28 protein-coding genes are annotated in these 22,743 nt (G+C 69.0%); 14 read left to right on the top strand and 14 right to left on the bottom strand.

Annotated features, from left to right (window positions below):
• Positions 1–33: 33 nt before the first annotated feature.
• Entirely contained in the window at positions 34–750 is a 717-nt protein-coding gene (locus tag DL990_RS36310) for a DUF2306 domain-containing protein (protein WP_125801393.1), read from the top strand.
• Here the strand turns inward: DL990_RS36310 and DL990_RS36315 are convergent.
• Positions 722–1,864, bottom strand: coding sequence for an acyl-CoA dehydrogenase family protein (locus DL990_RS36315; RefSeq protein WP_125801394.1), 1,143 nt, complete (start codon positions 1,862–1,864; stop codon positions 722–724). The genes DL990_RS36310 and DL990_RS36315 overlap by 29 nt on opposite strands.
• Entirely contained in the window at positions 1,861–4,212 is a 2,352-nt protein-coding gene (locus tag DL990_RS36320) for a bifunctional salicylyl-CoA 5-hydroxylase/oxidoreductase (RefSeq protein WP_125801395.1), read from the bottom strand. The genes DL990_RS36315 and DL990_RS36320 overlap by 4 nt, the downstream gene beginning before the upstream one ends.
• 48 nt (positions 4,213–4,260) lie before the next feature.
• On the opposite strand from DL990_RS36320, the gene DL990_RS36325 reads away from it, so the two are divergent.
• Positions 4,261–4,665 carry a RidA family protein gene (locus DL990_RS36325; RefSeq protein ID WP_199746739.1) on the top strand — a complete coding sequence of 135 codons (405 nt, stop codon included), beginning with the start codon at positions 4,261–4,263 and terminating at the stop codon, positions 4,663–4,665.
• A gap of 181 nt (positions 4,666–4,846) precedes the next feature.
• Here the strand turns inward: DL990_RS36325 and DL990_RS36330 are convergent, their stop codons facing one another.
• A complete protein-coding gene (locus DL990_RS36330; protein ID WP_125789314.1) occupies positions 4,847–5,701 on the bottom strand; it encodes a PaaX family transcriptional regulator C-terminal domain-containing protein in 855 nt (284 codons plus the stop codon).
• Between the two features lie 73 nt (positions 5,702–5,774).
• On the opposite strand from DL990_RS36330, the gene DL990_RS36335 reads away from it, so the two are divergent.
• Genes DL990_RS36335 through DL990_RS36345 form a run of 3 tightly spaced genes read left to right on the top strand, consistent with a single transcriptional unit; the run spans position 5,775 to position 7,290 of the window.
• A complete protein-coding gene (locus DL990_RS36335) occupies positions 5,775–6,449 on the top strand; it encodes an oxidoreductase (protein WP_125801397.1) in 675 nt (224 codons plus the stop codon).
• 37 nt (positions 6,450–6,486) lie between these two features.
• Complete coding sequence (locus tag DL990_RS36340; RefSeq protein ID WP_125789312.1) at positions 6,487–6,837, top strand: PLDc N-terminal domain-containing protein; 351 nt, start codon at positions 6,487–6,489, stop codon at positions 6,835–6,837.
• Between the two features lie 36 nt (positions 6,838–6,873).
• Positions 6,874–7,290: a nitroreductase family deazaflavin-dependent oxidoreductase gene (locus DL990_RS36345; RefSeq protein ID WP_125789311.1), complete on the top strand. Its 417-nt coding sequence runs from the start codon at positions 6,874–6,876 to the stop codon at positions 7,288–7,290.
• A gap of 73 nt (positions 7,291–7,363) precedes the next feature.
• Here DL990_RS36345 and DL990_RS36350 read toward each other — a convergent pair whose 3' ends face one another.
• The gene (locus DL990_RS36350; RefSeq protein WP_125801398.1) at positions 7,364–8,545 is read right to left on the bottom strand and encodes an acyltransferase; all 1,182 of its coding nucleotides are present in this window, start codon (positions 8,543–8,545) and stop codon (positions 7,364–7,366) included.
• A gap of 97 nt (positions 8,546–8,642) precedes the next feature.
• Positions 8,643–9,977 carry an FAD-binding oxidoreductase gene (locus tag DL990_RS36355; RefSeq protein WP_125801399.1) on the bottom strand — a complete coding sequence of 445 codons (1,335 nt, stop codon included), beginning with the start codon at positions 9,975–9,977 and terminating at the stop codon, positions 8,643–8,645.
• A 70-nt stretch (positions 9,978–10,047) separates the two neighbouring features.
• Between DL990_RS36355 and DL990_RS36360 the strand changes: the two genes are divergently transcribed.
• The gene (locus tag DL990_RS36360; RefSeq protein ID WP_125789308.1) at positions 10,048–10,932 is read left to right on the top strand and encodes a LysR substrate-binding domain-containing protein; all 885 of its coding nucleotides are present in this window, start codon (positions 10,048–10,050) and stop codon (positions 10,930–10,932) included.
• On the opposite strand, the gene DL990_RS36365 is transcribed toward DL990_RS36360, so the two are convergent.
• The 3 genes from DL990_RS36365 to DL990_RS36375 form a co-directional block, all read right to left on the bottom strand.
• Positions 10,901–11,995 carry a class I SAM-dependent methyltransferase gene (locus DL990_RS36365; RefSeq protein ID WP_125801400.1) on the bottom strand — a complete coding sequence of 365 codons (1,095 nt, stop codon included), beginning with the start codon at positions 11,993–11,995 and terminating at the stop codon, positions 10,901–10,903. The genes DL990_RS36360 and DL990_RS36365 overlap by 32 nt on opposite strands.
• Positions 11,996–12,120: 125 nt before the next feature.
• Positions 12,121–12,945 carry an NAD(P)H-binding protein gene (locus DL990_RS36370; protein WP_125801401.1) on the bottom strand — a complete coding sequence of 275 codons (825 nt, stop codon included), beginning with the start codon at positions 12,943–12,945 and terminating at the stop codon, positions 12,121–12,123.
• On the bottom strand, positions 12,942–13,562 hold the full coding sequence (locus DL990_RS36375) for an antibiotic biosynthesis monooxygenase (protein WP_233620673.1): 621 nt from the start codon (positions 13,560–13,562) through the stop codon (positions 12,942–12,944). The genes DL990_RS36370 and DL990_RS36375 overlap by 4 nt, the downstream gene beginning before the upstream one ends.
• 438 nt (positions 13,563–14,000) lie before the next feature.
• On the opposite strand from DL990_RS36375, the gene soxR reads away from it, so the two are divergent.
• Complete coding sequence (soxR, locus tag DL990_RS36380) at positions 14,001–14,447, top strand: redox-sensitive transcriptional activator SoxR (RefSeq protein ID WP_125801402.1); 447 nt, start codon at positions 14,001–14,003, stop codon at positions 14,445–14,447.
• On the opposite strand, the gene DL990_RS36385 is transcribed toward soxR, so the two are convergent.
• Positions 14,437–15,675, bottom strand: coding sequence for an RNA polymerase sigma factor (locus tag DL990_RS36385; RefSeq protein WP_125801403.1), 1,239 nt, complete (start codon positions 15,673–15,675; stop codon positions 14,437–14,439). The two genes, soxR and DL990_RS36385, sit on opposite strands and share 11 nt — an antisense overlap.
• Positions 15,663–16,031 (bottom strand): YciI family protein, encoded by a 369-nt coding sequence (locus DL990_RS36390; protein WP_125789303.1) that lies wholly within the window; start codon positions 16,029–16,031, stop codon positions 15,663–15,665. Before DL990_RS36390 ends, DL990_RS36385 begins: the two co-directional genes overlap by 13 nt.
• Positions 16,032–16,191: 160 nt before the next feature.
• Here DL990_RS36390 and DL990_RS36395 point away from each other — a divergent pair, with 160 nt between their 5' ends.
• The 3 genes from DL990_RS36395 to DL990_RS36405 are packed head-to-tail and all read left to right on the top strand — an operon-like array spanning position 16,192 to position 18,013.
• Entirely contained in the window at positions 16,192–16,524 is a 333-nt protein-coding gene (locus tag DL990_RS36395) for a PadR family transcriptional regulator (RefSeq protein ID WP_125789302.1), read from the top strand.
• Complete coding sequence (locus DL990_RS36400) at positions 16,521–17,333, top strand: ATP-binding cassette domain-containing protein (RefSeq protein ID WP_125801404.1); 813 nt, start codon at positions 16,521–16,523, stop codon at positions 17,331–17,333. The genes DL990_RS36395 and DL990_RS36400 overlap by 4 nt, the downstream gene beginning before the upstream one ends.
• A complete protein-coding gene (locus tag DL990_RS36405; RefSeq protein ID WP_125789300.1) occupies positions 17,330–18,013 on the top strand; it encodes an ABC transporter permease in 684 nt (227 codons plus the stop codon). Before DL990_RS36400 ends, DL990_RS36405 begins: the two co-directional genes overlap by 4 nt.
• Here DL990_RS36405 and DL990_RS36410 read toward each other — a convergent pair.
• Complete coding sequence (locus DL990_RS36410) at positions 18,000–18,803, bottom strand: SDR family NAD(P)-dependent oxidoreductase (RefSeq protein ID WP_125801405.1); 804 nt, start codon at positions 18,801–18,803, stop codon at positions 18,000–18,002. The two genes, DL990_RS36405 and DL990_RS36410, sit on opposite strands and share 14 nt — an antisense overlap.
• Before the next feature lie 80 nt (positions 18,804–18,883).
• On the opposite strand from DL990_RS36410, the gene DL990_RS36415 reads away from it, so the two are divergent.
• Positions 18,884–19,438: a TetR/AcrR family transcriptional regulator gene (locus DL990_RS36415; RefSeq protein WP_125801406.1), complete on the top strand. Its 555-nt coding sequence runs from the start codon at positions 18,884–18,886 to the stop codon at positions 19,436–19,438.
• Positions 19,439–19,549: 111 nt separating this feature from the next.
• The gene (locus DL990_RS36420) at positions 19,550–20,317 is read left to right on the top strand and encodes an SDR family oxidoreductase (protein ID WP_125789297.1); all 768 of its coding nucleotides are present in this window, start codon (positions 19,550–19,552) and stop codon (positions 20,315–20,317) included.
• A 7-nt stretch (positions 20,318–20,324) separates the two neighbouring features.
• On the opposite strand, the gene DL990_RS36425 is transcribed toward DL990_RS36420, so the two are convergent.
• Positions 20,325–20,861 carry a TetR/AcrR family transcriptional regulator gene (locus DL990_RS36425; protein WP_125801407.1) on the bottom strand — a complete coding sequence of 179 codons (537 nt, stop codon included), beginning with the start codon at positions 20,859–20,861 and terminating at the stop codon, positions 20,325–20,327.
• A gap of 77 nt (positions 20,862–20,938) precedes the next feature.
• Between DL990_RS36425 and DL990_RS36430 the strand changes: the two genes are divergently transcribed.
• Both DL990_RS36430 and DL990_RS41365 read left to right on the top strand, forming a co-directional pair.
• Complete coding sequence (locus tag DL990_RS36430) at positions 20,939–21,433, top strand: DoxX family protein (protein WP_125801408.1); 495 nt, start codon at positions 20,939–20,941, stop codon at positions 21,431–21,433.
• A gap of 51 nt (positions 21,434–21,484) precedes the next feature.
• Positions 21,485–21,646, top strand: a complete 162-nt coding sequence (locus tag DL990_RS41365) for a hypothetical protein (protein ID WP_158632689.1) — start codon at positions 21,485–21,487, stop codon at positions 21,644–21,646.
• A 10-nt stretch (positions 21,647–21,656) separates the two neighbouring features.
• On the opposite strand, the gene DL990_RS36435 is transcribed toward DL990_RS41365, so the two are convergent.
• Both DL990_RS36435 and DL990_RS42025 read right to left on the bottom strand, forming a co-directional pair.
• Positions 21,657–22,358, bottom strand: a complete 702-nt coding sequence (locus tag DL990_RS36435) for a hypothetical protein (protein ID WP_125801409.1) — start codon at positions 22,356–22,358, stop codon at positions 21,657–21,659.
• A 138-nt stretch (positions 22,359–22,496) separates the two neighbouring features.
• Positions 22,497–22,743 (bottom strand): HNH endonuclease signature motif containing protein (locus DL990_RS42025; RefSeq protein WP_148106805.1); only part of this gene is annotated, 247 nt, incomplete at its 5' end.

The following is a 22,743-nucleotide window of genomic DNA, read 5'->3' on the forward strand; positions in this document are numbered from 1 at the left end:
GGTCGCCGGTAAAAGGAAACGTGGGGGACAGTGATGACCGTCAGGCTCGAGCAACGTGACCAGCACGGGACGGTGCCACGGAAATCGTGGTGGCGAAGGCCTTGGGTCGGGCCGTTGGCCGTCGTCGTCGTGGTGTTCCTGGCCTTTTCGATGCCGCCGTATCTGGCGATGGACCCGTCGCTGTCACGGGTCCCGCAGCCGGCCGGGTTCACCTCGCACTACTGGTTCCTCGCGGCGCACGTGCTGTTCGGCTCGATCGCGATGGTCGGGGCGCTGCTTCAGATCTGGCCGTGGTTCCGGGCGAAATACCCGGCGGTGCACCGGAAGATCGGCCGGGTGTACGTCTTCGCCGGGGTGCTCCCGGCCGGGCTGCTGGCGCTGACCGTCGGCGCGATGAGCCCGTTCGGCCCGGTGACGCGGGTGGCCAACGTGCTGGCCGGGGTGCTGTGGCTGGCGTGCACGTTCGCCGGCTGGCACGCGGCACGGCAGCGCCGGTTCGGCGATCACCGCCGCTGGATGATCCGCAGCTTCGCGCTGACCATGTCGATCATCGTCAGCCGTCTGGTCGGCCCGGTCGCGGTGATCGTGCTGCAACCGCAGCTGGCGACCACGTTCGGCGGCAGCGAACTCGCCTTGACCCAGTCGGTCGCCGGGATCACGGCCTGGCTGAGCCCGACGCTGGTCGTGATCGCCACGCAGTGGTACCTCGATCGCCGCCCGGCTAAGAAGAAGTCAGCGATCGCGCGATGATCGTCCGCTGCACTTCGGACGCGCCTTCGTAGATCCGCGGCGCGCGGACCTCGCGGTAGAGGTGTTCGAGCAGATGACCTCGCCGCAGCGCCCGCGCGCCGTGGATCTGCACCGCGGAGTCGACGACGTACTGCGCGGTCTCGGTGGCGAACAGTTTCGCCATCGCGGCGCGGCCGGCGAGGTTCCGCTCGCCCGCGTCGTAGGCGGCGGCCGCGGCGTAGACCAGCAGACGCGAGGCCTCGGTGCGGGTCGCCATTTCGGCGAGGGTGTGCGCCACGGTCTGCTGCTTGAGCAACGGCCCGCCGAACGCGACCCGGGTCTGCGCGTGGACGACGGCGGCGTCGAGCGCGGCCCGCGCCATCCCGACGGCGAACGCGCCGACACTCGGCCGGAACAGGTCCAGCGTCCGCATGGCCACGCCGAAACCGCGGTCCTGCTCGCCGAGCAGCTCGTCCCGTTCCACGCGGACGCCGTCGAAGACCAGGGTGCCGATGGGATGCGGGCTGACGAGGTCGAGGTGCTCACCCGACAGCCCGGCGCGGTCGGCCGGGACGACGAACGCGGACACGCCGCGCGAGCCCGCTTCCGGGGTGGTGCGGGCGAAAACGCTGTAGAAATCGGCCTCGGGGGCGTTGGAGATCCACATCTTCTCGCCGGTGAGACGCCAGCCGTCGCCGTCGGGTTCGGCGGCGAGTTCCAGCGCCGCCGCGTCCGAACCCGCGTTCGGTTCGGTGAGCGCGAAAGCGGCGACCGCGTCACCCGCGGCCACGGCGGGAACCCACTTCGCGACCTGCGAGTCCTGCCCGGACTGCAGCACGGGATACGTGCCCAAACCCTGCAACGCCAACGCGGTCTCGGCTTCGGTGCTCTGGCTCGCGAGCGATTCCCGCAGGATGCACAGATCCGTCGCGGCGGCTTCCCGGCTCGGGCTGCCGCCGTCGACGCCGGGGAACAGCCGGGAAAGCAGGCCGAGCGCGCCCATTTCCTTGAGCAGCGGCCGGTTCACCGCGCCTTCGGTGCCGGATTCGGCCAGCGGGCGGAGTTTCTCGGCGCCCAGCCGCCGGACCTCGTCGGCGAAGGTCTGCTGTTCGGGGCTCAATGCGAAGGCTGTCATCGATCGCTCCCAGGTCGCCAGCGGGCGTGTGCGGTGCCGGGTTCGCCCGAACGCAACAGCTCCAGCCGTGGTTTCGGCCCGTCGGTGCGGCCGCCCTGCGGTTTCCGGCTGCCCGCCGCGAACTGCTTCGGCCACGGCATCGGATAGCCCTGTTCCGCGGCGGCGTGCAACGTCCATTGTGGATCGTAAAGATGCGTCCTGCCGAGCGCGCACAGATCCGCGCGGCCCGCCAGGATCAGCGAGTTGACGTCGTCGTAGGAGGAGATCGCGCCGACGGCGATCACCGCGATCCCGTACTCGCGCCCGATCTCGTTGCGGATCCGGTCCGCGTACGGCGTCTGGTAACTGCGGCCGTACTCGGGTTTCTCCTCGCTGACGACCTGACCGGTCGAAACGTCGATGCCGTCGGCCCCGTGTTCGGCGAACACACGGGCGATCTCGACGGCGTCGTCGACGTCGATCCCGCCGTCGTACCAGTCGGTCGCGGAGATGCGGACCGTCATCGGCCGCTCCGCGGGCCAGGCCGCGCGGACGGCGTCGAAGACTTCGAGCGGGAAACGCAGCCTGTTCTCCAGTGAGCCACCATATTCGTCGGTCCGCCGGTTGGTCAGCGGCGACAGGAACGACGACAGGAGATAGCCGTGCGCGCAATGGAGTTCGAGGAGGTCGAAACCGGCGCGCGCGGCGGCACCGGCGGAGTGCGCGAACTGGTCGCGGATCTCTTGTAGCTCAGGGATCGAGAGCTCGCGCGGGGTCTGATTCACGTCGCTGTACGGGATCGCGGAAGGGCCGCAGATCTCCCAGTTGCCCTCGGGCAGCGGCTGGTCGATGCCGTCCCACATCAGTTTCGTGGAGCCCTTGCGCCCGGAGTGGCCGAGCTGGACGCCGATCCGCGCGGGGGTGTGGCCGTGGACGAAGTCGGTGACCCGTCTCCACGCCTGTTCTTGTTCTTCGGTGTAGAGGCCGCCGCAGCCCGGGGTGATGCGGCCGGTTTCGGAGACGCAGACCATCTCGGTCATCACCAGCCCGGCACCGCCGAGCGCCTTGCTTCCCAGATGTACCAAGTGGAAATCGGTCGGGACGCCGTCTTCGGAGGAGTACATGTCCATCGGCGAGACGACGACGCGGTTCGGCAGGTCGAGGTTCCCGATCCGGAACGGCTGGAACATCGGCGGCCGGACGTCGGAGTCCAAAGTAGACGCGAACCAGGTATCCAACTCGGCGGCGAACTCGGGATCGCGCAACCGGAGGTTGTCGTAGGTGACGCGGCGGCTGCGGGTGAGGATGTTGAACGCGAACTGCGCCGGATCCTGATGGGTGTACTGTCCCATGTTCTCGAACCACTCCAGGCTCGCCTGCGCGGCGCGCTGGGTCGAGGTGACGACCGGCCTTCGTTCCGCCTCGTAGGCTTCGAGTGCACTGTCCATATCGGACTGCTCGTGCAGGCAGGCGGCGAGCGCGAGCGCGTCCTCCATGGCGAGCTTCGTGCCGGAGCCGATGGAAAAGTGCGCCGTATGCGCGGCGTCGCCGAGCAGGACGACGTTCTCGTGCCGCCAGCTCGCGCAGCGCACGGTGGCGAACGCGGTCCACTTCGAGTTGTTGGCGAACACTTGATGGCCGCCGAGGACGTCCGCGCACAGTTCGCGGATGACCTCGATGGACTTCTCGTCGCTTTCGCCCGGTGCCAGGGCGGTCGCGGCGATCTCGCCGAACGCGCGCTGCCAGACGTCCTCGTGCAGTTCGAGGATGAACGTGCTCGCGGTGTCGCTGTACGGGTAGCCGTGGATCTGCATGATCCCGTGCGGGGTTTCGAGGACGTGGAACTTGAAGGCGTCGAACACGAGATCCGTGCCGAGCCAGATGTACTTGCAGCGCCTGGTCTGGAGGCTCGGCCGGAAGCTGTCGGCGAGGGCGTTGCGGGTCGGGGAGTTGACGCCGTCCGCCGCGACGACGAGGTCGTATTCGGCGCTCGCCTCGGCCGCGCTCGGCGCCTCGGTACGGAAACGGACGTCCACGCCGAGTTCCGCGCAGCGTTCCTGGAGGATGCCGAGCAGCCGTTTGCGGCTCATCGCGGCGAACCCGTGCCCGCCGGAGGTGTGCACCGTGCCGCGGAAGCGGACGTCGATGTCGTCCCAGCGCGCGAACTCGCGCCGCATGGCGGCGTGGATCACCGGATCGGCGTGCTCGATCCCGCCGAGTGTCTCGTCGGAGAACACCACCCCGAACCCGAAGGTGTCGTCGGGCGCGTTGCGCTCCCAGACGGTGATCTCGTGATCGGGATGGAGCTGTTTCGCCAGCGTGGCGAAGTAGAGCCCCGCCGGGCCGCCGCCTAACACCGCGATACGCACGTCGCTCAGGATATGTCGCGGTATGTACGACCGTCAACGATGCGGGATATGCTGACCCGTATGGAGCGCATCAATCCGCCCGAGCTCGGCCACCCCTCCGGCTTCTCGCACGCCGTCGCCGCGACCGGGAGATTCGTCTTCCTCGCCGGTCAGACGGCATTGGACGAGGAGAACCGCATCGTCGGGGACGGCGTGGTCGCGCAGTTCGAACGCGCGCTGTCCAACCTGCTCACCGCGTTGCGCGCGGCGGGCGGGGCGCCGTCGGACCTGTGCAGCGTGACCATCTACATCGTCGACATGGACGACTACCGCGCCCACGCGCGCGAGATCGGCGCGGTGTGGAAGCGGCTGGCCGGGAGCGAGTACCCCGCGATGGCTGGGATCGGCGTCAGCCGGCTTTGGGACGCCGAGGCGCTGGTGGAGGTGCAGGGCTTCGCGGTGGTCGCCGCGTAAGCGCCTGTCGCCGCCTGAAGCGACCTGAAGCGACATGAAGGACGCTTTCATTGCAAATTTTGCTATGAAGGAGTCCTTCATCTCACGTCGGCGCGGCGTGACCTGCTGACGATGGAGGATTTGGGACACTCAACGTCCCAAATCCTCCATCGTCAGCCCCACGCCGACCCGGTCCCGTTCGTCACCCGTCGGGCAGCGTGCGCGAGACGTGCGCGGCCGCGGCTTCGCCCAACCGCGCGTGCAGCGTGAAGAACAGATCCGCGGCCCGGATCCCGGCCCAGCCGGACGGCAGCAGTTCGGCGGGCAGCCCCGGATCGAGATAGGGCAGCCGCCGCCAGTCGGTCAGCACCCGCACGTAGTCTGCGAACGCTTCGGCCTCGTCCGTGGTCTTGCGCCGCTGCCATCGCCGGAGCGCGGCCGCGTGCTCGTCGAGGAACGCGGTGTACAGCGACTCGAGCTGGTCGAGGTCCCACCAGTCGCGGATCTTCTCCCGCACGTCGCCGAACGCGAGGTGCTCGGCCTGGAAGAGATCGGCGTAACCCTCCAGTTCGAGCCGCCGCAGCATGTCGGAGGTCGCGTCACGCAGATGCGCGGGCGCGATCCAGACCCCGGACGACGCGGTCCCGAAGCCGAGCCGGGCGAGCTGTGTGCGAAGAACGTGCCTTTTGTGCCGTTCGGCTTCCGGGACGGAGAACACCGCGAGCAGCCAGCCGTCGGCGGGGGTGGCGCGTTCGCGGCGGAAGATCCGCTCGTCGCCTTCGCGCAGGATCGCCAGCGCGGTTTCGGAAAGTTCGTAACCGGCGGCCCCGTCGCGGCGCACCGCGGAAAGGATCCCGCGCCGCTTCAGCCGCGAGATCGACGACCGGACGGCGGGTTCCTCGACGTCCACGCCTGCCAGCAGATCGATCAGGGAGCGGACCGAAAGCCAGCCGCCTTCGCCGCGCGAATAGAGGCCGTACACGGTCACGATCAACTGGCGCGGTTGCGCCGTTCGCCCCGCGCCGTCGACTTCGGTTGCCTCCGACACGGCCGTCACCCGGTCACCATAACAACGAAGGCGCGCTCTCGTTTCGGCCGTGACCGAAGCGTTCCGCACTTAGCGTGGCGACATGGAGAATCCGCTGATCGAAGCCCCTGTCCCGCCGGTGCCTCAGGACGTCGAGCCGGGTGGCGTCGGGTGGTTGCGGGCGAACGTCGCCCGGTTCAGCCGTCCGGAGGACCACGCGCGGCGGCGGGCGCTGGTGCTCGACGAGCTCGCGACGATGGGGGCGTTGCGGGACAAGGCTTTCGCGCTCACTCGGGAAATGCGGGACGGCGGGGTGGACCGGATCTTGTGGACGGTCCCGGTCGCCGTGCTGGCGGCGGTGCTCGGCCTGCCGGACGTTTCTCGCGACATCGTGGCGGTTTCCGGCAGCTACCACCCGCATACGGGAATCGGGGATGACGCCGAAGAAGCGATGCGACGGCTGATCGAGGTCTGCGGTGGCGGCGTCGCCGAGCGGACGGCCGCGCGGATCGGGCTTCTGGTCCAGGCCTGTGACGCGACGGCCAAACTGGTCGGGAAGGCGCTGGCCGCTCACCGGTCCGATGAGGACGCCGAGGGTTTGCTCGATCGGGTGCTGCGCGAGGATCCGCCGGTCCGGATCACCCGGCGGTGGGTCGGCGGCGAGGTGGTCGAGGTGGACCTGTCGGAACGGCCGTTCGGAGCAGGGCCCAAGCGGTGCCCGGGAGAAGCGCAGGCGCTGCAAGTGGCCGTGGGAATTCTCGACGCACTCTTGTGCTAAGACTTACCCCGGTCATCTGGAACTGGGGAGTCTTTCGATGCTGTATTTCAATGGTTTCTTCGGCGTTCTCACGCTCGGTCTGTGGATCTTCTGCCTTGTCGACGTGATCACCACGGACGAGGGATCGTGCCGCAACATGCCGAAGGGGATGTGGCTGCTGCTGGTGCTGATCGTCCCGCTGATCGGCTCGATCGTCTGGCTGGTGGCCGGTCGCCCGCAGGGCGCCGCCCGCGCCCGGCGCGGTCGGTACGAGCGGGAGACGCCGGCGTTCCCGGAGTACGACCGGCCGGGCCGGTTCGCCGCGACGAGTGCCGAAGACGACGAAGAGTTCCTCCGCGAGTGCCGGGAACGGGCCGAGGCGCAGCGCCGCAAGGCGCGCGAGGGTTGAGTAGCCTCGGCGGAGAGATCGACACTGGAGGAAAGCATGTCCGAAGCGTTGGACTGGAACAAGAACATCATCAAGGAGTTCCGCGAGAACAAGGGCAAGGTCGGCGGCCCGTTCGAGGGCGGTTCCCTGCTGCTGCTCACCACCATCGGGGCGAAGAGCGGCGAGCCGCGGACCTCGCCGCTCGCGTACGCGGAGGAAGACGGCAAGTACATCGTCGTCGCGTCGTACGCCGGGGCGGACAAGAACCCGGCCTGGTACCACAACATCGTGGCGAACCCGAAGGTCACCATCGAGGTCGGCACGGAGAAGTTCGACGCGACCGCGACCGTGGTGCTCGAAGACCGCGCCGAGCGTGACCGTCTCTACGCGAAGATGGTCAGCCTCATGCCGGGCTTCGCCGACTACGAGGAGAAGACCGATCGGGTGATCCCGATCATCACGATCTCCCGCTGACCCAGGCATTCGGTCATCTGGATGCGGTAGTCGCCCAGGCGAACTATCGCATCCAGATGACGAAACGCGGGGGTCAGCGCGCGCCGCTGGGGGCTTCGACGGCGCTCGGGCGCTTGAGTTCGGCTTCGGCCGCACGCAGCGCCTTGCGCTCCTGGCGGCGCGCGATCAGCTTCTTGCCGGTGAGGATCATCGGCTGCTCGACCCAGCGGTGGATGAGATCCGCGATCCCGAGCCCGACCGCGAACACGGTCAGCGCGCTGATCATCCGGTGCTCGCCCAGCGGCGGGATCGCCGCGACCACGGCGAAGTGCACCGGGCCCTGCAGCAGGTAGAGCGAGTACGAACGCTCACCGACGAAGCGCATCACCTTCGTCGCCAGCAGCCAGCGCAGCGGCCCCGGCGAGACCAGCACGACCAGCAACATCGCCGAAAGCAGGCCGTAGGCGATCAGCAGGCCCAGGTTGCTGCCGGTCTCCCACCACAGGCTTTCCATGTTGACGTGCAGGACGGCGAACGCGCCGAACACCGGGATCGCCGCGAGCGGATGGGTCAGCGGCTTGATCACCGCGTAGGACCGGCGGTAGTGCATCGCGATCGCCAGCACGCAGCCGATCAGCAGGATCGCGTAGTGCACGGTCGACCGGTAGATCGGCACCTGCGGCCCGTTGAGCACCCAGCCGCTGGTGACCCCCACCAGCCCGGCCATCAGCGCGAACGCGGCGAACGCCAGCGCGAGTTTGCGTACACCCGCGGCCAGCCCGGCGGCACCCGCGACCACCAGCAGGAACGGCCAGACCAGATAGAACTTCTCCTCGATGCCCAGCGTCCAAGAGCCGCTGAAGAAGTTGTCCGGCCCGTTCGGGCTGCTGGCGGGGAAGAACTCGTTGAAGAAGGTCAGGTAGTACTTCAGCGCGTGCGGCAGTTCGCGGGTGAAGAACTCGCCGCGCAGCCACACGAACACCACGATGCCGCCGAGGATCACCAGGTACGGCGGCAGGATCCGGAACACCCGCCGCAGGTAGAACGCCGAAAGCGAGATCCGGCCGGTCCGGTCCTGTTCACGCAGCAGCAGCGTCGTGATCAGGAAACCGGACAGCACGAAGAAGATGTAGACACCGACCCAGCCGGACAGCCAGTTCCACTTCGGACCCGCGAAGTGGAAGAGGATCACGATGGTGGCCGCGATCGCGCGCAGCCCGTCGAGCGCGGGGAACCGACGCATGGCGAGGAACTCGTCATGGTCCAAAGTGCGCACAGTGCCCCCTAATGGCGGTATCGGCCCGGAAGTATACGGGGCGGGCCCACTGCGCCTTCGCCCCGGATGGAGGCCGTCTACCAGCGGATTTCGGGCATCACCCAGCGTCACGCGCCGGTTCGACGTTATGCGTCAGCCGGAACCGGTTCGCCGGGTCGACGGCGGCCTTGACCTCGGCGAGCCGCCGCAGATCGGCCGGGGAGTAGACCTTGGACGCTTCCTCGTCCGCGCCGCTCTCGCCGTAGACGAAGGTCAGCAGTTTGCCGGTCGACCAGGGCTTCAGCGCGTCGAACAGCTTCCCGTGAGCCGCCTTGATCTCGCCCATTTCCGTGTCGTCCACTACGGACAGTGCCCGCACGGTGAAGCGGGCTTCACGGTCCCATCCGACGCCGGGGTGCTCGGGCGGGTCGGACAGCGCGCCGCCGAGCAGATCCAGCAGGAGGACGGTCGGCACCGGGGCGTCCGGGCCGGCGTGTTCGAGGATCGCGTCGAGCATCGAGTCGTTGAGTTCGGGCACGGTGACGTTGTCGGCGCGGTAGCCGTGCGGGAACGGCGGCTCGTTCGCAATCTTGCCCGATTCGGTGAACGGGAGCTCGGCGAGCGTGTCGCCCAGTACGGGGGCGGCGGCGCGCAGCGGCGCGACCAGGCGTTCGCCCTCGGCGGCGTCGCCGAGGTAGGCGACCCGGATCTGCGCGACGTGCTGCCCGCGCAGCGGTCCGGGCACCATCGGCAGATCCGGCATCGGGACCATGCCCAGCGAAGACGTCATCTCGCGCGGCATCCCCGCCGCCCAATCGCGCCAGGCGTGGAGCACCGCGGACAGCGATTCGGTGCCGAACTGCAGGCTGCCGCCGTACAGCCGGGTGACCGGGACGAGCCGGAACTCGAGCGCGGTGACGATCCCGAAGTTGTCGCGGCCGCCACGCAGTGCCCAGAACAGGTCCTGTTCGGTGTCCGGGGTGGCTCGGCGGAGTTCGCCGTCGGCGGTCACGACCTCGATCGCGGTCACCTGGTCGGCGGCCAGCCCGTACTTGCGGCCGAGCAGGCTGAACCCGCCTCCGAGGGTGTAGCCGACGACGCCGACACCGGGGAAGGAACCGCTGAGCGGCGCCAGCCCGTGCCCGGCGGCCGCTTCGATGACCGCACCCCAGCGCACGCCCGCGTCGACCCGTGCGATCCCGTCGTCGATCCGGATCCCGGTCATGCGGTGGGTGGTGACGAGGACGCCGCCCTCGAAGGGGACGCCCACGCCGTGCCCGGTCGAATGGACGGCGATCGGGAGGTCGTGCTCGCCGGCGTATCGGACGGCCTCGACGACGTCGGCGGCCGAAGCGGCGGGCACGATGACGTCGGGGCGGCGGGGCACAGCGGTCTGGAAACCGGCGAGTTCGTTGTCGTAATCCGGGTCGCCGGAGCGGAGCATCGTGGTCATGGCACCAGGGTGATCCCGATTCGGCCAGAAGTCCAAGATCTGGTTTGTCTGGGAACTAGAATCATCGGTTATGGAACTGCGTCAGCTCGAATACTTCGTCGCGGTGGCAGAGGAAGCGAACTTCACCCGCGCCGCCGAGCGGCTGCACGTCGCGCAGCCCGGCGTCAGCGCCCAGATCCGCCGTCTCGAACGCGAACTCGGGCAGCCGCTGCTCGACCGGTCTGCCAGGTCGGTGCGGCTGACCGAGGTCGGTGCCGCCGCGCTCCCGCACGCGCGGGCCGCGCTCGCCGCCGTCGCCGGGGTGCGGCAGGCGGTCGACGACCTCACCGGCCTGGTCCGCGGCCAGGTCGCGATGGGCATGGTGTCCTCGCGCGGGCCGGTCAACCTCCCGGATCTGCTCGCCCGCTTCCACGAACGGCACGCGGGCGTGGACATCACGCTCGCCGAGGCCACCTCCGACGTCCTGCTCGCGGGTGTCGCCGACGGCCGCTTCGACATCGCGCTGATCGGGCTGTCCGGGGAACCGCCGCCCGGGATCGGTTTCGAGGTCGTCCTCGACGAGCCGCTCGTGGCCATCTCCGGGCCGGAGGATCCACTCATCGCGAAGGCCACGATCACACTGTCGGAGCTGGAAAGCCGCTCGCTGGTGAGCCTGCCGAAGGGCACCGGCATGCGCGCGATCGCCGACGCCGCGTTCCTCGCCGACGGCGCGCAGCCGCGGGTGACGCTGGAGGCGGGCGATCCGAACGTCGTCGCCGAACTGGTCGGCCGCGGGCTCGGTGTCGCCGTGGTGCCGATGTCGCTGGCGACGCACTACACGGATCTGCACGCCATGGAGATCACGCGGCCTGCCGGGCTGCGCGCGAAACTGGCGCTGGCCTGGCGGACGGAGGGGCCGGTCAGCCCCGCCGCCCGCGTGTTCATCAGTCAGGCGCGGGCGCTGCTCGGGTTGTGAGCCGCCACAGCGAGGTCACCTCCCGCGCGCGGGCGTCGTGCAACGGATCCGCCCGATCGGTGACCCGCGGATGCCGCGGCCGGATGTCCTCCCTGCCCCGGATTTCGAGGCCGGACCGGTCGAACGCGGCCAGCAGCTCGTCGCGCGTGCGCAGGCCCAGCAGTTCGGCGAGGTCGGACAGGATCAGCCACGCCTCCCCGCCGGGCTCGAGGTGCCGTGGCAGCCGGTCGAGGAACGCCTTGAGCATCCGGCTTCCCGGGTCGTAGACGGCGCGTTCGAGCGGAGTCCGCGCGCGGGACGGCAGCCACGGCGGATTGCAGACGACCAGCGGCGCGCGGCCCGGCGGGAACACGTCCGTTTCGAGCGTTTCGATCCCGCCGAAACCGAGGCGTTCGAAATTCTCGCGGGCGCAGGCGAGCGCGCGAGGTTCGTTGTCCGTCGCCACCACGCGTTTCACGCCTCGGCGCGCGAGGACCGCGGCGAGTACGCCGGTCCCGGTACCGATGTCGAAGGCCAGTTCCTTGGCGGGCAAAGGAGTTCTCGCCACCAGATCGACGTACTCGCCGCGGACGGGGGAGAAGACCCCGTGGTGCGGGTGGAGTTTCGCGCCGAGCGCCGGGATTTCGACGCCCTTCACCCGCCACTCGTGCGCGCCGATGACACCGAGCAGTTCGCGCAAGGACACCAGCGACGCGGTTTCGGAAGGCCCGTAGACCTCGGCGCAGGCCTCGCGCACGTCCGGCCCGCGACGCAACGGCAGGACGTGGCCGGGATCCAGCGGGACCAGCAGCCTGCCGAGGAGCCGCGCCCGGCGAGATTGATGGTTCCGCTGGTCCGGAAAGGGTTTCCCGGCCGCCGTTCCGCAACGGCGGGACAGCGCGGCGAGGAGGTTCCGCGCGCCGGGGAAGTCGCCGTACCAGGCGAGTCCGGTGCCGGAAGTGGCCAACCGGAACGCCTCGTCGGCGGTGATCCCGTCGTTGACGGCGACGACGGTTCGAGGCGGTTTCACACCGACGGTGGTCAGCCAGTGCCGACCACCGTCCTTTGTGGACAGGGGGTTCATGGTTTCCGTTCCTGGATCCGCCCGCGGCGAAGAGACCCCGCGGGTGTGGCTCGTCGGGGGACAAGGTCAGGAACGGCGGCTAGCGGACCACCGTGGCATGAACCGGCGTCGACACGAACCCGAGCCTACCGGAACGCGGCTGCGTGATCGGCGGCCCAGACGTCGAACTCCAGCGCCGGCCTGCCGGTGACGTCCTGGACGGCCGAGGTGGCCTCGCCGGGTTTCGTGACGAGCTCCCGGAATCCGGTCAGCATCGTGTCGACGATGAAGTCCGGCATCTTCGCGAGCATGGCCGCCCTGGTCTCCTCCAACGGGGTTTCCTCCCAGCGCGCCGGTCGGCCGGCGGCCTCGCCGATGAGGCGCACCTGTTCGCTCTGCGTGATCGGCCGCGGCCCGGTGAGCACGTACTTCGCCCCCGCGTGCCCGTCTCCGGTGAGCGCTTCGACGGCCACCGCGGCGATGTCCCGCTCGTGGATCATCGTCATGGCCGCCTCGCCGTACACCCCGCGGACGACGCCGTCCGCGCGGATCGACGGCGCCCAGCCGAGGGTGTTCGTCGCGAACGCGTGCGGCCGCAGGAAGGTCCAGTCCACGCCCGCGGCTTCGATCGCCTCCTCGACGGTCCGGTGCCAGGTGCCGATGGCGTTGTCCTGTTCCGCCAAGGAATCGTCGACGGCTCCCGAGGACAGGAACACCACGCGTTCCACCTGCTCCCCGAGCAGTGCCACGGTGGGCACCAGTGCCCCGGCGGATCCGGCGAGCATCAGGAACACCGTGTCGACGCCGTCGAGCGCCGGTGCGATCGTTTCCGGATCCGTCAGGTCGCCGCGGACCCCGTCCGGCGGCGGATTCCGGCTCAGCGCCCGGACCGGGACGTCCCGCGCCCGCAACTGGGCGACCACCTGCGAGCCGACATGGCCGGTGGCACCGGCGACCAGGATCGGCTTCATGCCGCCACCGCCGAGACGATCGGGCGGTACCGCTTGACCGACCCGCCCGACATCCCCGGGTAGGTCTGCACCCTCTTCCACACGTCCGTGGTGCCGATGCCGTCGGCGCCGGGGGCCGCGAGCGCGGCGCGGTGCGCTTCGGCGCTGGTCCATTCGGCGTAGTTCACCACTCGGGTCCCGTCGGTGCTGACGTGGAAATGCCCGCCGATGCCGCCTTCCGGCCGCGCGGGTTCCGACGCCAGCGCTTCGAAGACGAGGTCGATCCAGTCGCGCTGTCGTCGCTCGTCAGGGCCCTCGAACTCGACCGAGACGATCACGAGGCAGCCGGGCACACCCTCGCCGCGCTGCCCGCGGTAGAGCTGGAACACGGGCGCGCCGTCCAGGTCCTGGATCGCGTCTTCGCTGGTCCACTGCTCGTAAGTGAAGGCACCGTCGTGATCGACGCCCTCGTAGGCGGTGAAGGAGACGAGCCCTTCGGCTCCGTTCGCCCGCGCTTCGAACGCCGCCCGCGCCGAGTCGGCGTCCGGGTACTCCCTCGCCACCGCGACCAAGCCCGCCGCCGGTTCCGGCCAGTGCCCCTTGTGGATGGTCATCTTCTCGATCCCCTGTTTCGTCATGCCTCCAGCATGAAACTTAAACAAGGGTTCAAGTCAAGCTCGGAGGAGAGGCAAACGTGGCGTGGTCGAATCCCTGTCGTGAAGGTCGACGGGAGACGACCGCACCTGGACTGTCCGCGCGGGGCATCCGGACCACGAAATGTCTGGTTGATGGCCTTGCGCGTGAAGGCCCCCTTCCCTCGGCTCAGCCGAGGAAACTCGACCTTCACACCTTGCCGAGTACATGAAGGACTCCTTCCTTGCGCCAGGCGCAAGGAAGGGGGCCTTCATGTACCTCAGGCCGGGCAAGAGGGCGCCGGTACCGACCGGTCAGGGGTCGTGAGCGGCGATTCGGGTTAGAGCCCGAATCGCCACTCACGACCCGTTACGAGCCTCTGCGACGCGTCCTCTCACGCCGCCCACGCCACGTTCGCCTTACTCCTCAATAGGATGGCGGACATGCCCGAACTGCCGTCCGAACTCACCATCGGGGAGCTGTCCCGGCGCAGTGGTGTCGCCACCTCCGCCCTGCGGTTCTACGAGCGCCAAGGCCTCATCGGCAGCAGGCGGACCAGCGGGAACCAGCGCCGCTATCCCCGCACCATGCTCCGCGTGGTCGCGTTCATCCGCGCGTCGCACCACCTCGGCATCCCGCTGGAGGTGATCGGCGACGTGCTCGCGTTCCTGCCGCAGGGTGCCGCGCCGGACCAGGCCTTCTGGCAGCGCGCCTCGGCATGCTGGAGCGCCGAACTCAACAAACGCATCGAGCAACTGGAGTGCATGCGCGACCGGTTCACCGAATGCATCGGTTGCGGCTGCCTGTCCTTCGAGCAGTGCGTCCTGGTGAACCCCGGCGACGTCCTCGCCGCCAAGGGTCCGGGTCCGGCGCGGCTGATCAACGACTGACCAGGGCCATTTTCCGCTCCAGCAGCCGTCTTTCGGCGCTGTTCCCGGCTCTTCGGATCGCCGCTTCGTATTCTCGCGCCGCTTCCGTCTCACGGCCGGCGCGATGCAGCAGATCGGCGCGGATGGCGTGGTAGAGGTGGTATTCCTCCAGATCGAGGCCGTCGATCGCGGTGAGCGCCGCCGCCGGGCCGTCCACTTCCGCCACCGCGACGGCCCGGTTGAGCGCGACGATCGGGGTCGGGTTCAGCTCCAGTAGCAGGTCGTACAGCTGGACGATCTGCGACCAGTCCGTGCTCGCCGTGTCGGCGGCGTCGCTGTGGACGGCGTTGATCGCCGCCTGGATCTGGTACGGCCCCGGCTGGTTCCGCCGCAGGCACGCGCGGACCAGCGCCTGCCCTTCGGCGATCAGCTCCCGGTCCCAGCGCGACCGGTCCTGCTCCGCCAGCAGCACCACGTCGCCGTCCGCGCCGCTGCGGGCCGCGCGGCGGGATTCGGTCAGCAGCATCAGCGCCAGCAACCCGGTCGCCTCGGGTTCGTCCGGCATGAGGCCGGTCAGCAGCCTGCCGAGCTGGATCGCCTCGGCGCACAGGTCCTCCCGCACCAGCCGCTCGCCGGAAGTGGCCGTGTACCCCTCGTTGAACACGAGGTAGATCACGGCGAGCACCGAACGCAGCCGATCCGGCAGGTCGGCGTCGTCCGGGACGCGGTACGGGATCTTCGCGTCGCGGATCTTGCCTTTCGCCCGGACGAGCCGCTGCGCCATCGTCGCTTCGGGGACGAAGAACGCGTGAGCGATCTCGCCGGTGGTCAAGCCGCCCAGCAGCTTCAGCGTCAACGCGACCTGCGAGGGAACGGCCAGCGCGGGGTGGCAACAGGTGAAGATCAGCCGTAAGCGATCGTCACGCACAAGTCCTGCCTCCACCCCCGTCCCCTCCTCCGCTGGTTCGTTGTCGGCGTTGAGCAGCGCGGCCTGCGCGTGCTTGTCGTCGCGGGCCGCGTCCCGCCGCAGGCGGTCGACGGCCTTGTTGCGGGCGGTCGTGATGATCCAGCCCGCCGGGCTCGGCGGTGGACCGGTGGACGGCCACCGGTCCACCGCCGCGGCGAAGGCGTCCTGGACCGCGTCTTCGGCGATGTCGATGTTGCCGAAGATCCGGACCAGCACGGACACCGCGCGGCCGTACTCCTCGGTGAAGACACGGCCGATGTCTTCGGTGGTCAGGGGACGCACGAAGGGTCTTCCACGCCCTGGAACGGCCGGACCTCGACCGGCAGGTAGGTGATCTCGGCGACCCGGCGGCCCCAGTCGAGCGCGGCGTCCAGATCCGGTACTTCGACGATGGTGAAACCGCCGAGGTGTTCCTTCCCTTCGACGTACGGGCCGTCCGTCATCGCGATCTCGCCGTTCTCCTTGGCCCGGAGCACGGTCGCGGTGGTCGGGGGGTGGAGTCCGGCGGCGAACACCCAGACGCCCGCGGTCTTCATCTCGTCGTTGAGCGCCTGGATCTTGCGCATCACCGGTTCGAGCACCTCCGGCGGCGGGATGGGGCCGTCGGGGTGGTACAGGCTTATCAGGTACTGGGTCATGGCGTCCTCCTCAATCGTGCGGTTGTCACTCCCTATACGAAGGGCGTCCCGCCGATTCGACAGTGGCGGCGATTTTTCCCCGTTTTTTCTTTCCGCGCACATCGGCGCAGGTCAAGCTAGCTTGTAGTGCCATCTAGGTAGTACTGCTACATTGCTCGCCGTGGATCAGGACCGGCGAGGCCAGTGGTTGCGGGGAGTGCTGGCGCCCTGCGTGCTGGCGCTGGTCGCGGAGCGGGAGTCCTACGGCTACGAGCTGGCCCAAGCGCTCGACGCCGCCGGGCTGGGCCCCATCCAGGGCGGCACGCTCTACCCGGTGCTGCTGCGGCTGCAACGGTTCGGCCTGGTCACCGCGAGCTGGCGGGACGGCACGGCCGGGCCCGCGCGCAAGTACTACCGGATCACCGCGGAAGGCCGGGAAACACTGCGGCACGCCACCGCCGACTGGCAGGAGTTCTCCGCCGGGGTGGCCTCGATCTTGCGGGAGGGAAGATGAACCACGACGGATGGCTTTCCGCGCTGACGCACGAGCTGCGTCGTCGCGGCGTCGGCGGGGACGCGGCGCGGCAGGTGGTCGCGGAGGCGGCGGTGCACCTGCGGGAAAGCGGCGGGGACCCGATGCGGGTCTTCGGGCCGCCCGCCGCATACGCCTCGGCCGTGGCCGAAAGCGTGGGACGGCCGAGGCGTCGTCCCGGCGAGGTGCTGCTGGAGGCTCGGGGCATCACGAAGAAATACGGCCGCCGGACGGTACTGGACGACGTCGGCCTCGTGGTGCGATCCGGGGAGATCGCCGCGGTGATCGGGGCGAACGGCTGTGGCAAGAGCACCTTCCTGAGCATCTGCGCCGGGCTCACCGGCGCGGACAAGGGCGAGGTCCGCGTGCGTGGTTCGCTCGGCTACTGCCCGCAGGACGGTGGCACGGCGGACTTCCTCGACGCGGGAGAGCATTTCGTCCTGATCGGTGCCGGCCGCGGGATGGCCCGCGAGGAGTCGGCCAGGGTCGGCGCGGCCCGTGCCGCGGCGCTGGACTGGACGCCCGCGCGTGGCGGTCAGGCCCGGCACCTTTCCGGCGGGACCCGGCAGAAGCTGAACCTCGTGCTCGCCGGGCTCGGTGAACCGGACGTGCTCCTGCTCGACGAGCCCTACCAGGGTTTCGACAAGGGCGCCTACCTCGACTTCTGGCATCAGGTCTGGCAATGGCGGGACGCGGGCAAGGCGATCGTGGTGGTCACCCATCTGCTGAACCAGCTGGACCGGGTCGACACCGTCCTCGAACTCTCCCCGGCCAGGAAGGCTGTCGCGTGAAGAAGATCCTGACGGTCGCGGAGATGGCGCTGCGTGAACTGCTGCGGCGCAGGTCGGTCCTGCTGATCCTGGTGCTCCTGCCCTTGCTGTTCTACTTGAGCAGGCGCGGCGACCACCTCGGCCAGTCCATCCGGTTCGTCTGCCTGGGTCTCGGCTGGGCGCTGAGCACCGCCGCGCTGTTCGCCGGCAGTGCGAGCCGTGCCATGGAACCCCGGCTGAGGCTTTCGGGTTACCGTCCGCAGCACCTGTACCTCGGCCGCTTGAGTGCACTGTGGACGGTCGGTTTCCTTTTGTCCGCACCATACTTCGTGCTGATCCTCGTCGATCAGCACGACGTCCGGTACGGTCCGGTCGCGCTGATCATGGCGCTGACGGTCGCGGTGTCGGCGCCGTTCGGGCTCGCGCTCAGTTCGGTTCTGCCGCGCGAACTCGAAGGGACGCTGGTGCTGCTGATGGTCATCGGGTTGCAGATGATGGCCGACCCGTCGAGCCTGATCGCGCGACTGCTGCCGTTCTGGTCCAGCCGGGAGATCGGCACCTACGCCATCGACCACACGGACATCGGTTACCTGACGCGGGGTGTCGCGCACGGCGCGGTCTCGTTCGTGCTCCTGCTCGGCGCGGTCGCCGTCGCGTCGGGGTTCCGGTTGCGGCGTCGTTCGCACCTCAAGTTCGTCTAGCGACGCTTCGCAGTAGCCGGGCGGTCTCCTGATGGAGCCGCTCGGCTTCTTCGTGTGTGGCGTCGTCGAGTTCGAGGCGCTTGCCACGCTGGTAAGCGCTCAGTGGTGCCTCCGGACGGTTCGCGATGAGGCCGAGCATCGGCAGGATGGCCTTTTCCGGTGGAGTGCCAAGGATCTTCGCGAGGACGCCGACCATCGCGCGAGACGTCCTGCCGAGGGCGCCTTGGTGGCTCGTGCGGACGAAACCGGGGTTGTAGAGCACGTAGCGCACGTGGTCGGACGCCAGCCGGAGCGCGGACAACAGGACGAGCCTGCGGCTCTGGAGGTTCGCGATCTTCCAGGTGTAGCCCCGTTCCAGCTGGAGATCGTCCCAGCGGACGGCGTCCCCCGGCGTGCCGGGGACCGTGGTGTCGAGGATCAGCGGCCGCTCGGCGGCGGCGAGGACCTCCTGGAGTTCCGACGCGAAGATGTGGCGGCTCAGGTAGTAGAGCGCGAAGTTGTGTTCGAAGCCTTCGCCGGTCGTCTGCCGGTCGCGGTGCACGTACGCGGCACCCAGCACCAGCGTGTCGACGAGGGGGAACCGGGCGGCGATCTCCTGGGTGACGCGCAGGTTCTCCGCGACTTCACGCAAGTCGGCCTCGATGAAGTGCGCGTCGCCGTTCGCCGCCAGCGCGCGGAATTTCGCCTCGCTGCGGCCCACCACGACGACGGTGTGGCCTGCCCGCAGCCGGTCGGCCGCCAGCGCGCGGCCGAGTCCGTCGGTTCCCCCGGTGATCACGATCGTGGACATGGTCGCCTCCTGTTCCGGAACACTTGATCCGGAAAGGACTGTATCCGAAACATGCGTTCCGGAAAAGGTAGGATTCCGCCATGACCACTTCGCGACGTCAGCGCTGGGACGCGGCACGGAACCGGACGCAGGTGCTGGAGGCCGCGCGCGAGTGCTTCGCCGAACGCGGTCTCGCGACCGACGTCCGGGAGATCGCGCGGCGGGCAGGCGTCGGCGTCGCCACCCTGTACCGGCACTTTCCGACCAAGGACGACCTGGTCGAAGCCGTGCTCGAGAAGGATGTCGCCGAGTGGACGGCCGTCTCCGAGCGTGCGAAGGCCGCCGAGGACCCGTGGGAGGGGATCGGCCTGTTCGTCGAGCGGACCCTGGCGATGATGGCTCGTCACCGGGCGTTCCTGGACGGGCTCACCGTCACCGAAGGCGCACTCGAAGCCTGCCGGGCGCATCTCGCGGAGAGCCTCGATGGCCTGGTCGAACGCGCACATCGGGAGGGGCGCCTGCGGGCCGGTATCACCTCCGCCGACATCGGCCTGCAGATCCTCGCGCTCGGCCGGATCGTCGAATTGACCTCGGCGCGGGGCGATGACGTCTGGCGCAAACACGCCGGTCTCGTCCTCGGTGCGCTCGGGTCCTGAGCTCCTGCCTGGTACTGCCGGACCCAGGTTGAACAGACCGTTCCTGCTCCGGCTGATGCCCGGTTTCCTGGACTCAGAACGCGAGAACGAGTCCACTTAGGAGACACAGAGATGACGAACTCCCCGGCACGGCACGCGAACAGGGTCGCCGTGATCACCGGCGCGTCCAGCGGGATCGGCGAGGCGACCGCCAGGCGGCTCGCCGCCTCGGGTGCGGCGGTCGCGCTGATCGCCCGGCGGGCGGACCGGCTGGAAACGCTGGCCAAGGAGATCGAGCGCGACGGCGGTACCGCGCTCGTGCTCGCGGCCGACGTCGCCGACGCCGACGCGATGCGGGCCGCCGCGGCCGAGGTCGAGGCGAAGCTGGGCCGCGCGGACCTGCTGTTCAACAACGCGGGCGTGATGCTGGCCGCGCCGATCGACGAACTCGCGACCGGCGACTGGCAGCGCATGATCGACGTCAACATGACGGGCCTGATGAACGCGATCGGCGCGTTCGTCCCGCATCTGGTCGCTTCGGCGGCCGAAAAGGGGGTCGCGGACCTGGTGAACACCTCGTCCATCGGTGCGCAGGCCGTCTTTCCGTCCTTCGCCGTGTACGTCGCCTCGAAGGCGTACGTGACGCACTTGTCGAAGAACCTCCGCGCCGACCTCGGCCCGAAGAGCGTGCGGGTCGCGGCGATCGAGCCGGGCCTGGTCGAGACCGAACTTCAGGAACATGTCACCGACGCCGGCGCGCTGGAGTGGCTGGACGGCGCGCGCGAGTCGCTGACCTGGCTGAAGCCGGACGACATCGCCGAGACCGTGGCGTTCCTGACCTCGCTTCCGGCGCGGGTGAACCTCCAGCAGGTCACCGTGATGCCGACCGCGCAGGTCTGAGCGGGGTTCAGGGGAACAGGATCCGGGCGATCGCGCGGGCGGCGGTGTCCGGGTCCTCCAGGTGTTCGGCGCGCAGTGCGCCGGTGAGCCACAGGTTCGCGAATCCGTGCATCAGCGACCACGCGGCGACCCCGGCCATCGGGTCGTCGGTGACCTTCGCCGCGCCGCTGGTCAGCAGAAGCCCCGCGCGGTCACGGGCGGCGGCCAGCGCCTCGTCGTCCTCGCGGTGGAGTTCGGGGCGGAACATCACCTCGAAATGCGCGCGATGCTCGATCGCGAAGCGCACGTAAGCCACGCCGACCTCGACGAAGTCCCGTTCACCCTCGGCCGCGAGCGCGTCGGCGAGCAGGTCGAATCCCTCGGCGGCCAGTGCGGTGAGCACCCCGGCCTTGTCTCCGAAATGGTGGACCGGCCCGGCGTGGGAGACCCCCGCGCGCCGGGCGAGGTCGCGGAGGCTGATCCCGGCCGGGCCGTGTTCGGTGATGGCCGCGACGGCGGCGTCGAGGACGGCCCGGCGGAGGTCGCCGTGGTGGTAGGGACTCATGCCCGTGAATCTAGTCATTGACAAGATGACTCGCAATCGCGCATCTTGTCAGTGGAAAGTTTCACTGCTCGGAGGGCATGGTCATGGATCCCGGTCTCGTACCCGTACTGATGCTGATCGCCGTCACGGCGACGTTGTCCCTGCTCGGCGCCGCCGGTGTCCGGCGGCTGAAGCCATGGCCGGTGGCCGTGCGCGGCGGCGTCGCGGCACTGTTCGTCACCACCGGACTCGCGCACTTCATCGGCATGCGCGAGGAACTCGTCGCGATGGTGCCGCCCGCGTTGCCCGCGCCCGGGCTGCTGGTCGCCGTGACCGGCGTGCTCGAACTCGCGGGCGCCGCGGGAGTGCTGTGGTCGCGGACGGCGCCATGGGCCGCCGCCGGGCTGACCGTCCTGCTGCTGGGGATGTTCCCGGCGAATGTGTACAAGGCGCTGCACGGGCCGGTGACGTCGGTGCTGGACGAACTGGTGCCGCGAAGCCTGATGCAGGTGGTCTTCCTGGCCGCGACCGGGTCACTGGTGATGTATTACGCGCGTACGCCGAACAGACCCTTTGCCCAAAGGAGACCTTAAGTCTTTCCCAAGTCCGGGTCGTGCTCCGGAAATGGGCCCTACCATCCCAGAATGAAGATCTCGTTGTGGATCGGATTCTGTGGGCTGTGCATCCTCGCCGGGCACATGCTTCTCGGGGCACTCGGTGTCGTACTGCTGATGAGCTGTCTCCCGGCGGGGCGCGATCACGAATCCGGTGACAGAAAAGAGAAAACGCCCGTTTGGCTGGCCTGAGGAGAAATCCTCAGCCCAGCGTGCTCGCGAAAGCGAGCGCGCCCAACGCCGGAATCGTCACCGCCGTGAGAAGTATCGTCTTCCGGCTCGGTCGGGGACTTTCCAGTAAGGCGCGGATACCGGCCGGAACCAACGCGACACAAAGTCCTGCGGTTCCGATGATCGAAACGAATTCGGTTCCCTTCAACACGCCCAAGGGTAGAAGTCCCATCGTCGCCAGCCCGATCGAGCCGACGAGGCCGAGCGCCTTCGCGCGGTACGCGGCGAAGGCCAGGACGTACCAGCCGAACATGATCGTGAACGACAGGAAACTGAACAGATGCAGGTCCTGGTAAGACTCGCTGACCACGCTCTCGGCGAAGCCGGCACCGCGTCGTTCGGCCAGCCCTGACGCGGCCTGGTCGATCCCGGCGTGGAACGTCCGTTCGAAGAGTCCGATGAGGACGGACAAGCCTGCCCAGGCGGCCAGTACCCGCCTGGTGCGGCCGATTTCCGTGGCGAGCGCGATGATCGCGGGAAACAGCACGACGTTGCCGGCCAGGAAACACGTGTACGCGGCCGTCATCAGCGCGGGATGCTCGCTCATCGCCCGGAGCTGCTCCGGGAAGAAGAAGCCGAAGCGTGACCGCAGCAGCGTTCCGGTGAGCAGCAGGACCGGGCCGAGGACCATCGAGACCGCGGCGACGCGGCGGCCGGGGAAGGTGGGTTTCATACCGGTCAGCCTGCCGATCGTGGTGGCCGGGCGGATCGGATCACGGTCCGGTCTTCCGGCTCAGACCGTGGGGGGATTCCCGGATCTCGCGAGGTCTTCTCGCGAGATCGAGCCATGGCCATTTTCCGGCGATGGGGTTCAGAAGGGTGGCGTCTCCTCGGTCGGTCCGGTGTGTGCGCGGGGTGGGTGGAGTGGTGGTGGGGTGCTGTCGTGGCTTTGGCCGGTCGGGGTGGTGACGGTCAGGGTGCCATTTGATGCGAGGTGGTAGGTCCAGCCGGGTTCGTCTTTGAGTCGGTGATCTCGGCGGCAGAGGTCGATGAGGTCGTCGGCGTTGGTGGTGCCGCCGAACTGCCACGGCACCGAATGGTCGAGATCGCAGGTCTGT

The sequence above is a fragment of the Amycolatopsis sp. WAC 01416 genome (assembly GCF_003947485.1).
GTDB lineage: Bacteria > Actinomycetota > Actinomycetes > Mycobacteriales > Pseudonocardiaceae > Amycolatopsis.

Coding starts and splice junctions, on each gene's coding strand:
- DL990_RS36310 (WP_125801393.1), top strand. CDS start 34: ATGACCGTCAGGCTCGAGCAACGTGACCAGCACGGGACGGTGCCACGG.
- DL990_RS36315 (WP_125801394.1), bottom strand. CDS start 1,864: ATGACAGCCTTCGCATTGAGCCCCGAACAGCAGACCTTCGCCGACGAG.
- DL990_RS36325 (WP_199746739.1), top strand. CDS start 4,261: ATGCTGACCCGTATGGAGCGCATCAATCCGCCCGAGCTCGGCCACCCC.
- DL990_RS36335 (WP_125801397.1), top strand. CDS start 5,775: ATGGAGAATCCGCTGATCGAAGCCCCTGTCCCGCCGGTGCCTCAGGAC.
- DL990_RS36340 (WP_125789312.1), top strand. CDS start 6,487: ATGCTGTATTTCAATGGTTTCTTCGGCGTTCTCACGCTCGGTCTGTGG.
- DL990_RS36345 (WP_125789311.1), top strand. CDS start 6,874: ATGTCCGAAGCGTTGGACTGGAACAAGAACATCATCAAGGAGTTCCGC.
- DL990_RS36355 (WP_125801399.1), bottom strand. CDS start 9,977: ATGACCACGATGCTCCGCTCCGGCGACCCGGATTACGACAACGAACTC.
- DL990_RS36360 (WP_125789308.1), top strand. CDS start 10,048: ATGGAACTGCGTCAGCTCGAATACTTCGTCGCGGTGGCAGAGGAAGCG.
- DL990_RS36365 (WP_125801400.1), bottom strand. CDS start 11,995: ATGAACCCCCTGTCCACAAAGGACGGTGGTCGGCACTGGCTGACCACC.
- DL990_RS36370 (WP_125801401.1), bottom strand. CDS start 12,945: ATGAAGCCGATCCTGGTCGCCGGTGCCACCGGCCATGTCGGCTCGCAG.
- DL990_RS36375 (WP_233620673.1), bottom strand. CDS start 13,562: ATGACGAAACAGGGGATCGAGAAGATGACCATCCACAAGGGGCACTGG.
- soxR (WP_125801402.1), top strand. CDS start 14,001: ATGCCCGAACTGCCGTCCGAACTCACCATCGGGGAGCTGTCCCGGCGC.
- DL990_RS36390 (WP_125789303.1), bottom strand. CDS start 16,031: ATGACCCAGTACCTGATAAGCCTGTACCACCCCGACGGCCCCATCCCG.
- DL990_RS36400 (WP_125801404.1), top strand. CDS start 16,521: ATGAACCACGACGGATGGCTTTCCGCGCTGACGCACGAGCTGCGTCGT.
- DL990_RS36410 (WP_125801405.1), bottom strand. CDS start 18,803: ATGTCCACGATCGTGATCACCGGGGGAACCGACGGACTCGGCCGCGCG.
- DL990_RS36415 (WP_125801406.1), top strand. CDS start 18,884: ATGACCACTTCGCGACGTCAGCGCTGGGACGCGGCACGGAACCGGACG.
- DL990_RS36420 (WP_125789297.1), top strand. CDS start 19,550: ATGACGAACTCCCCGGCACGGCACGCGAACAGGGTCGCCGTGATCACC.
- DL990_RS36425 (WP_125801407.1), bottom strand. CDS start 20,861: ATGAGTCCCTACCACCACGGCGACCTCCGCCGGGCCGTCCTCGACGCC.
- DL990_RS36430 (WP_125801408.1), top strand. CDS start 20,939: ATGGTCATGGATCCCGGTCTCGTACCCGTACTGATGCTGATCGCCGTC.
- DL990_RS41365 (WP_158632689.1), top strand. CDS start 21,485: ATGAAGATCTCGTTGTGGATCGGATTCTGTGGGCTGTGCATCCTCGCC.
- DL990_RS36435 (WP_125801409.1), bottom strand. CDS start 22,358: ATGAAACCCACCTTCCCCGGCCGCCGCGTCGCCGCGGTCTCGATGGTC.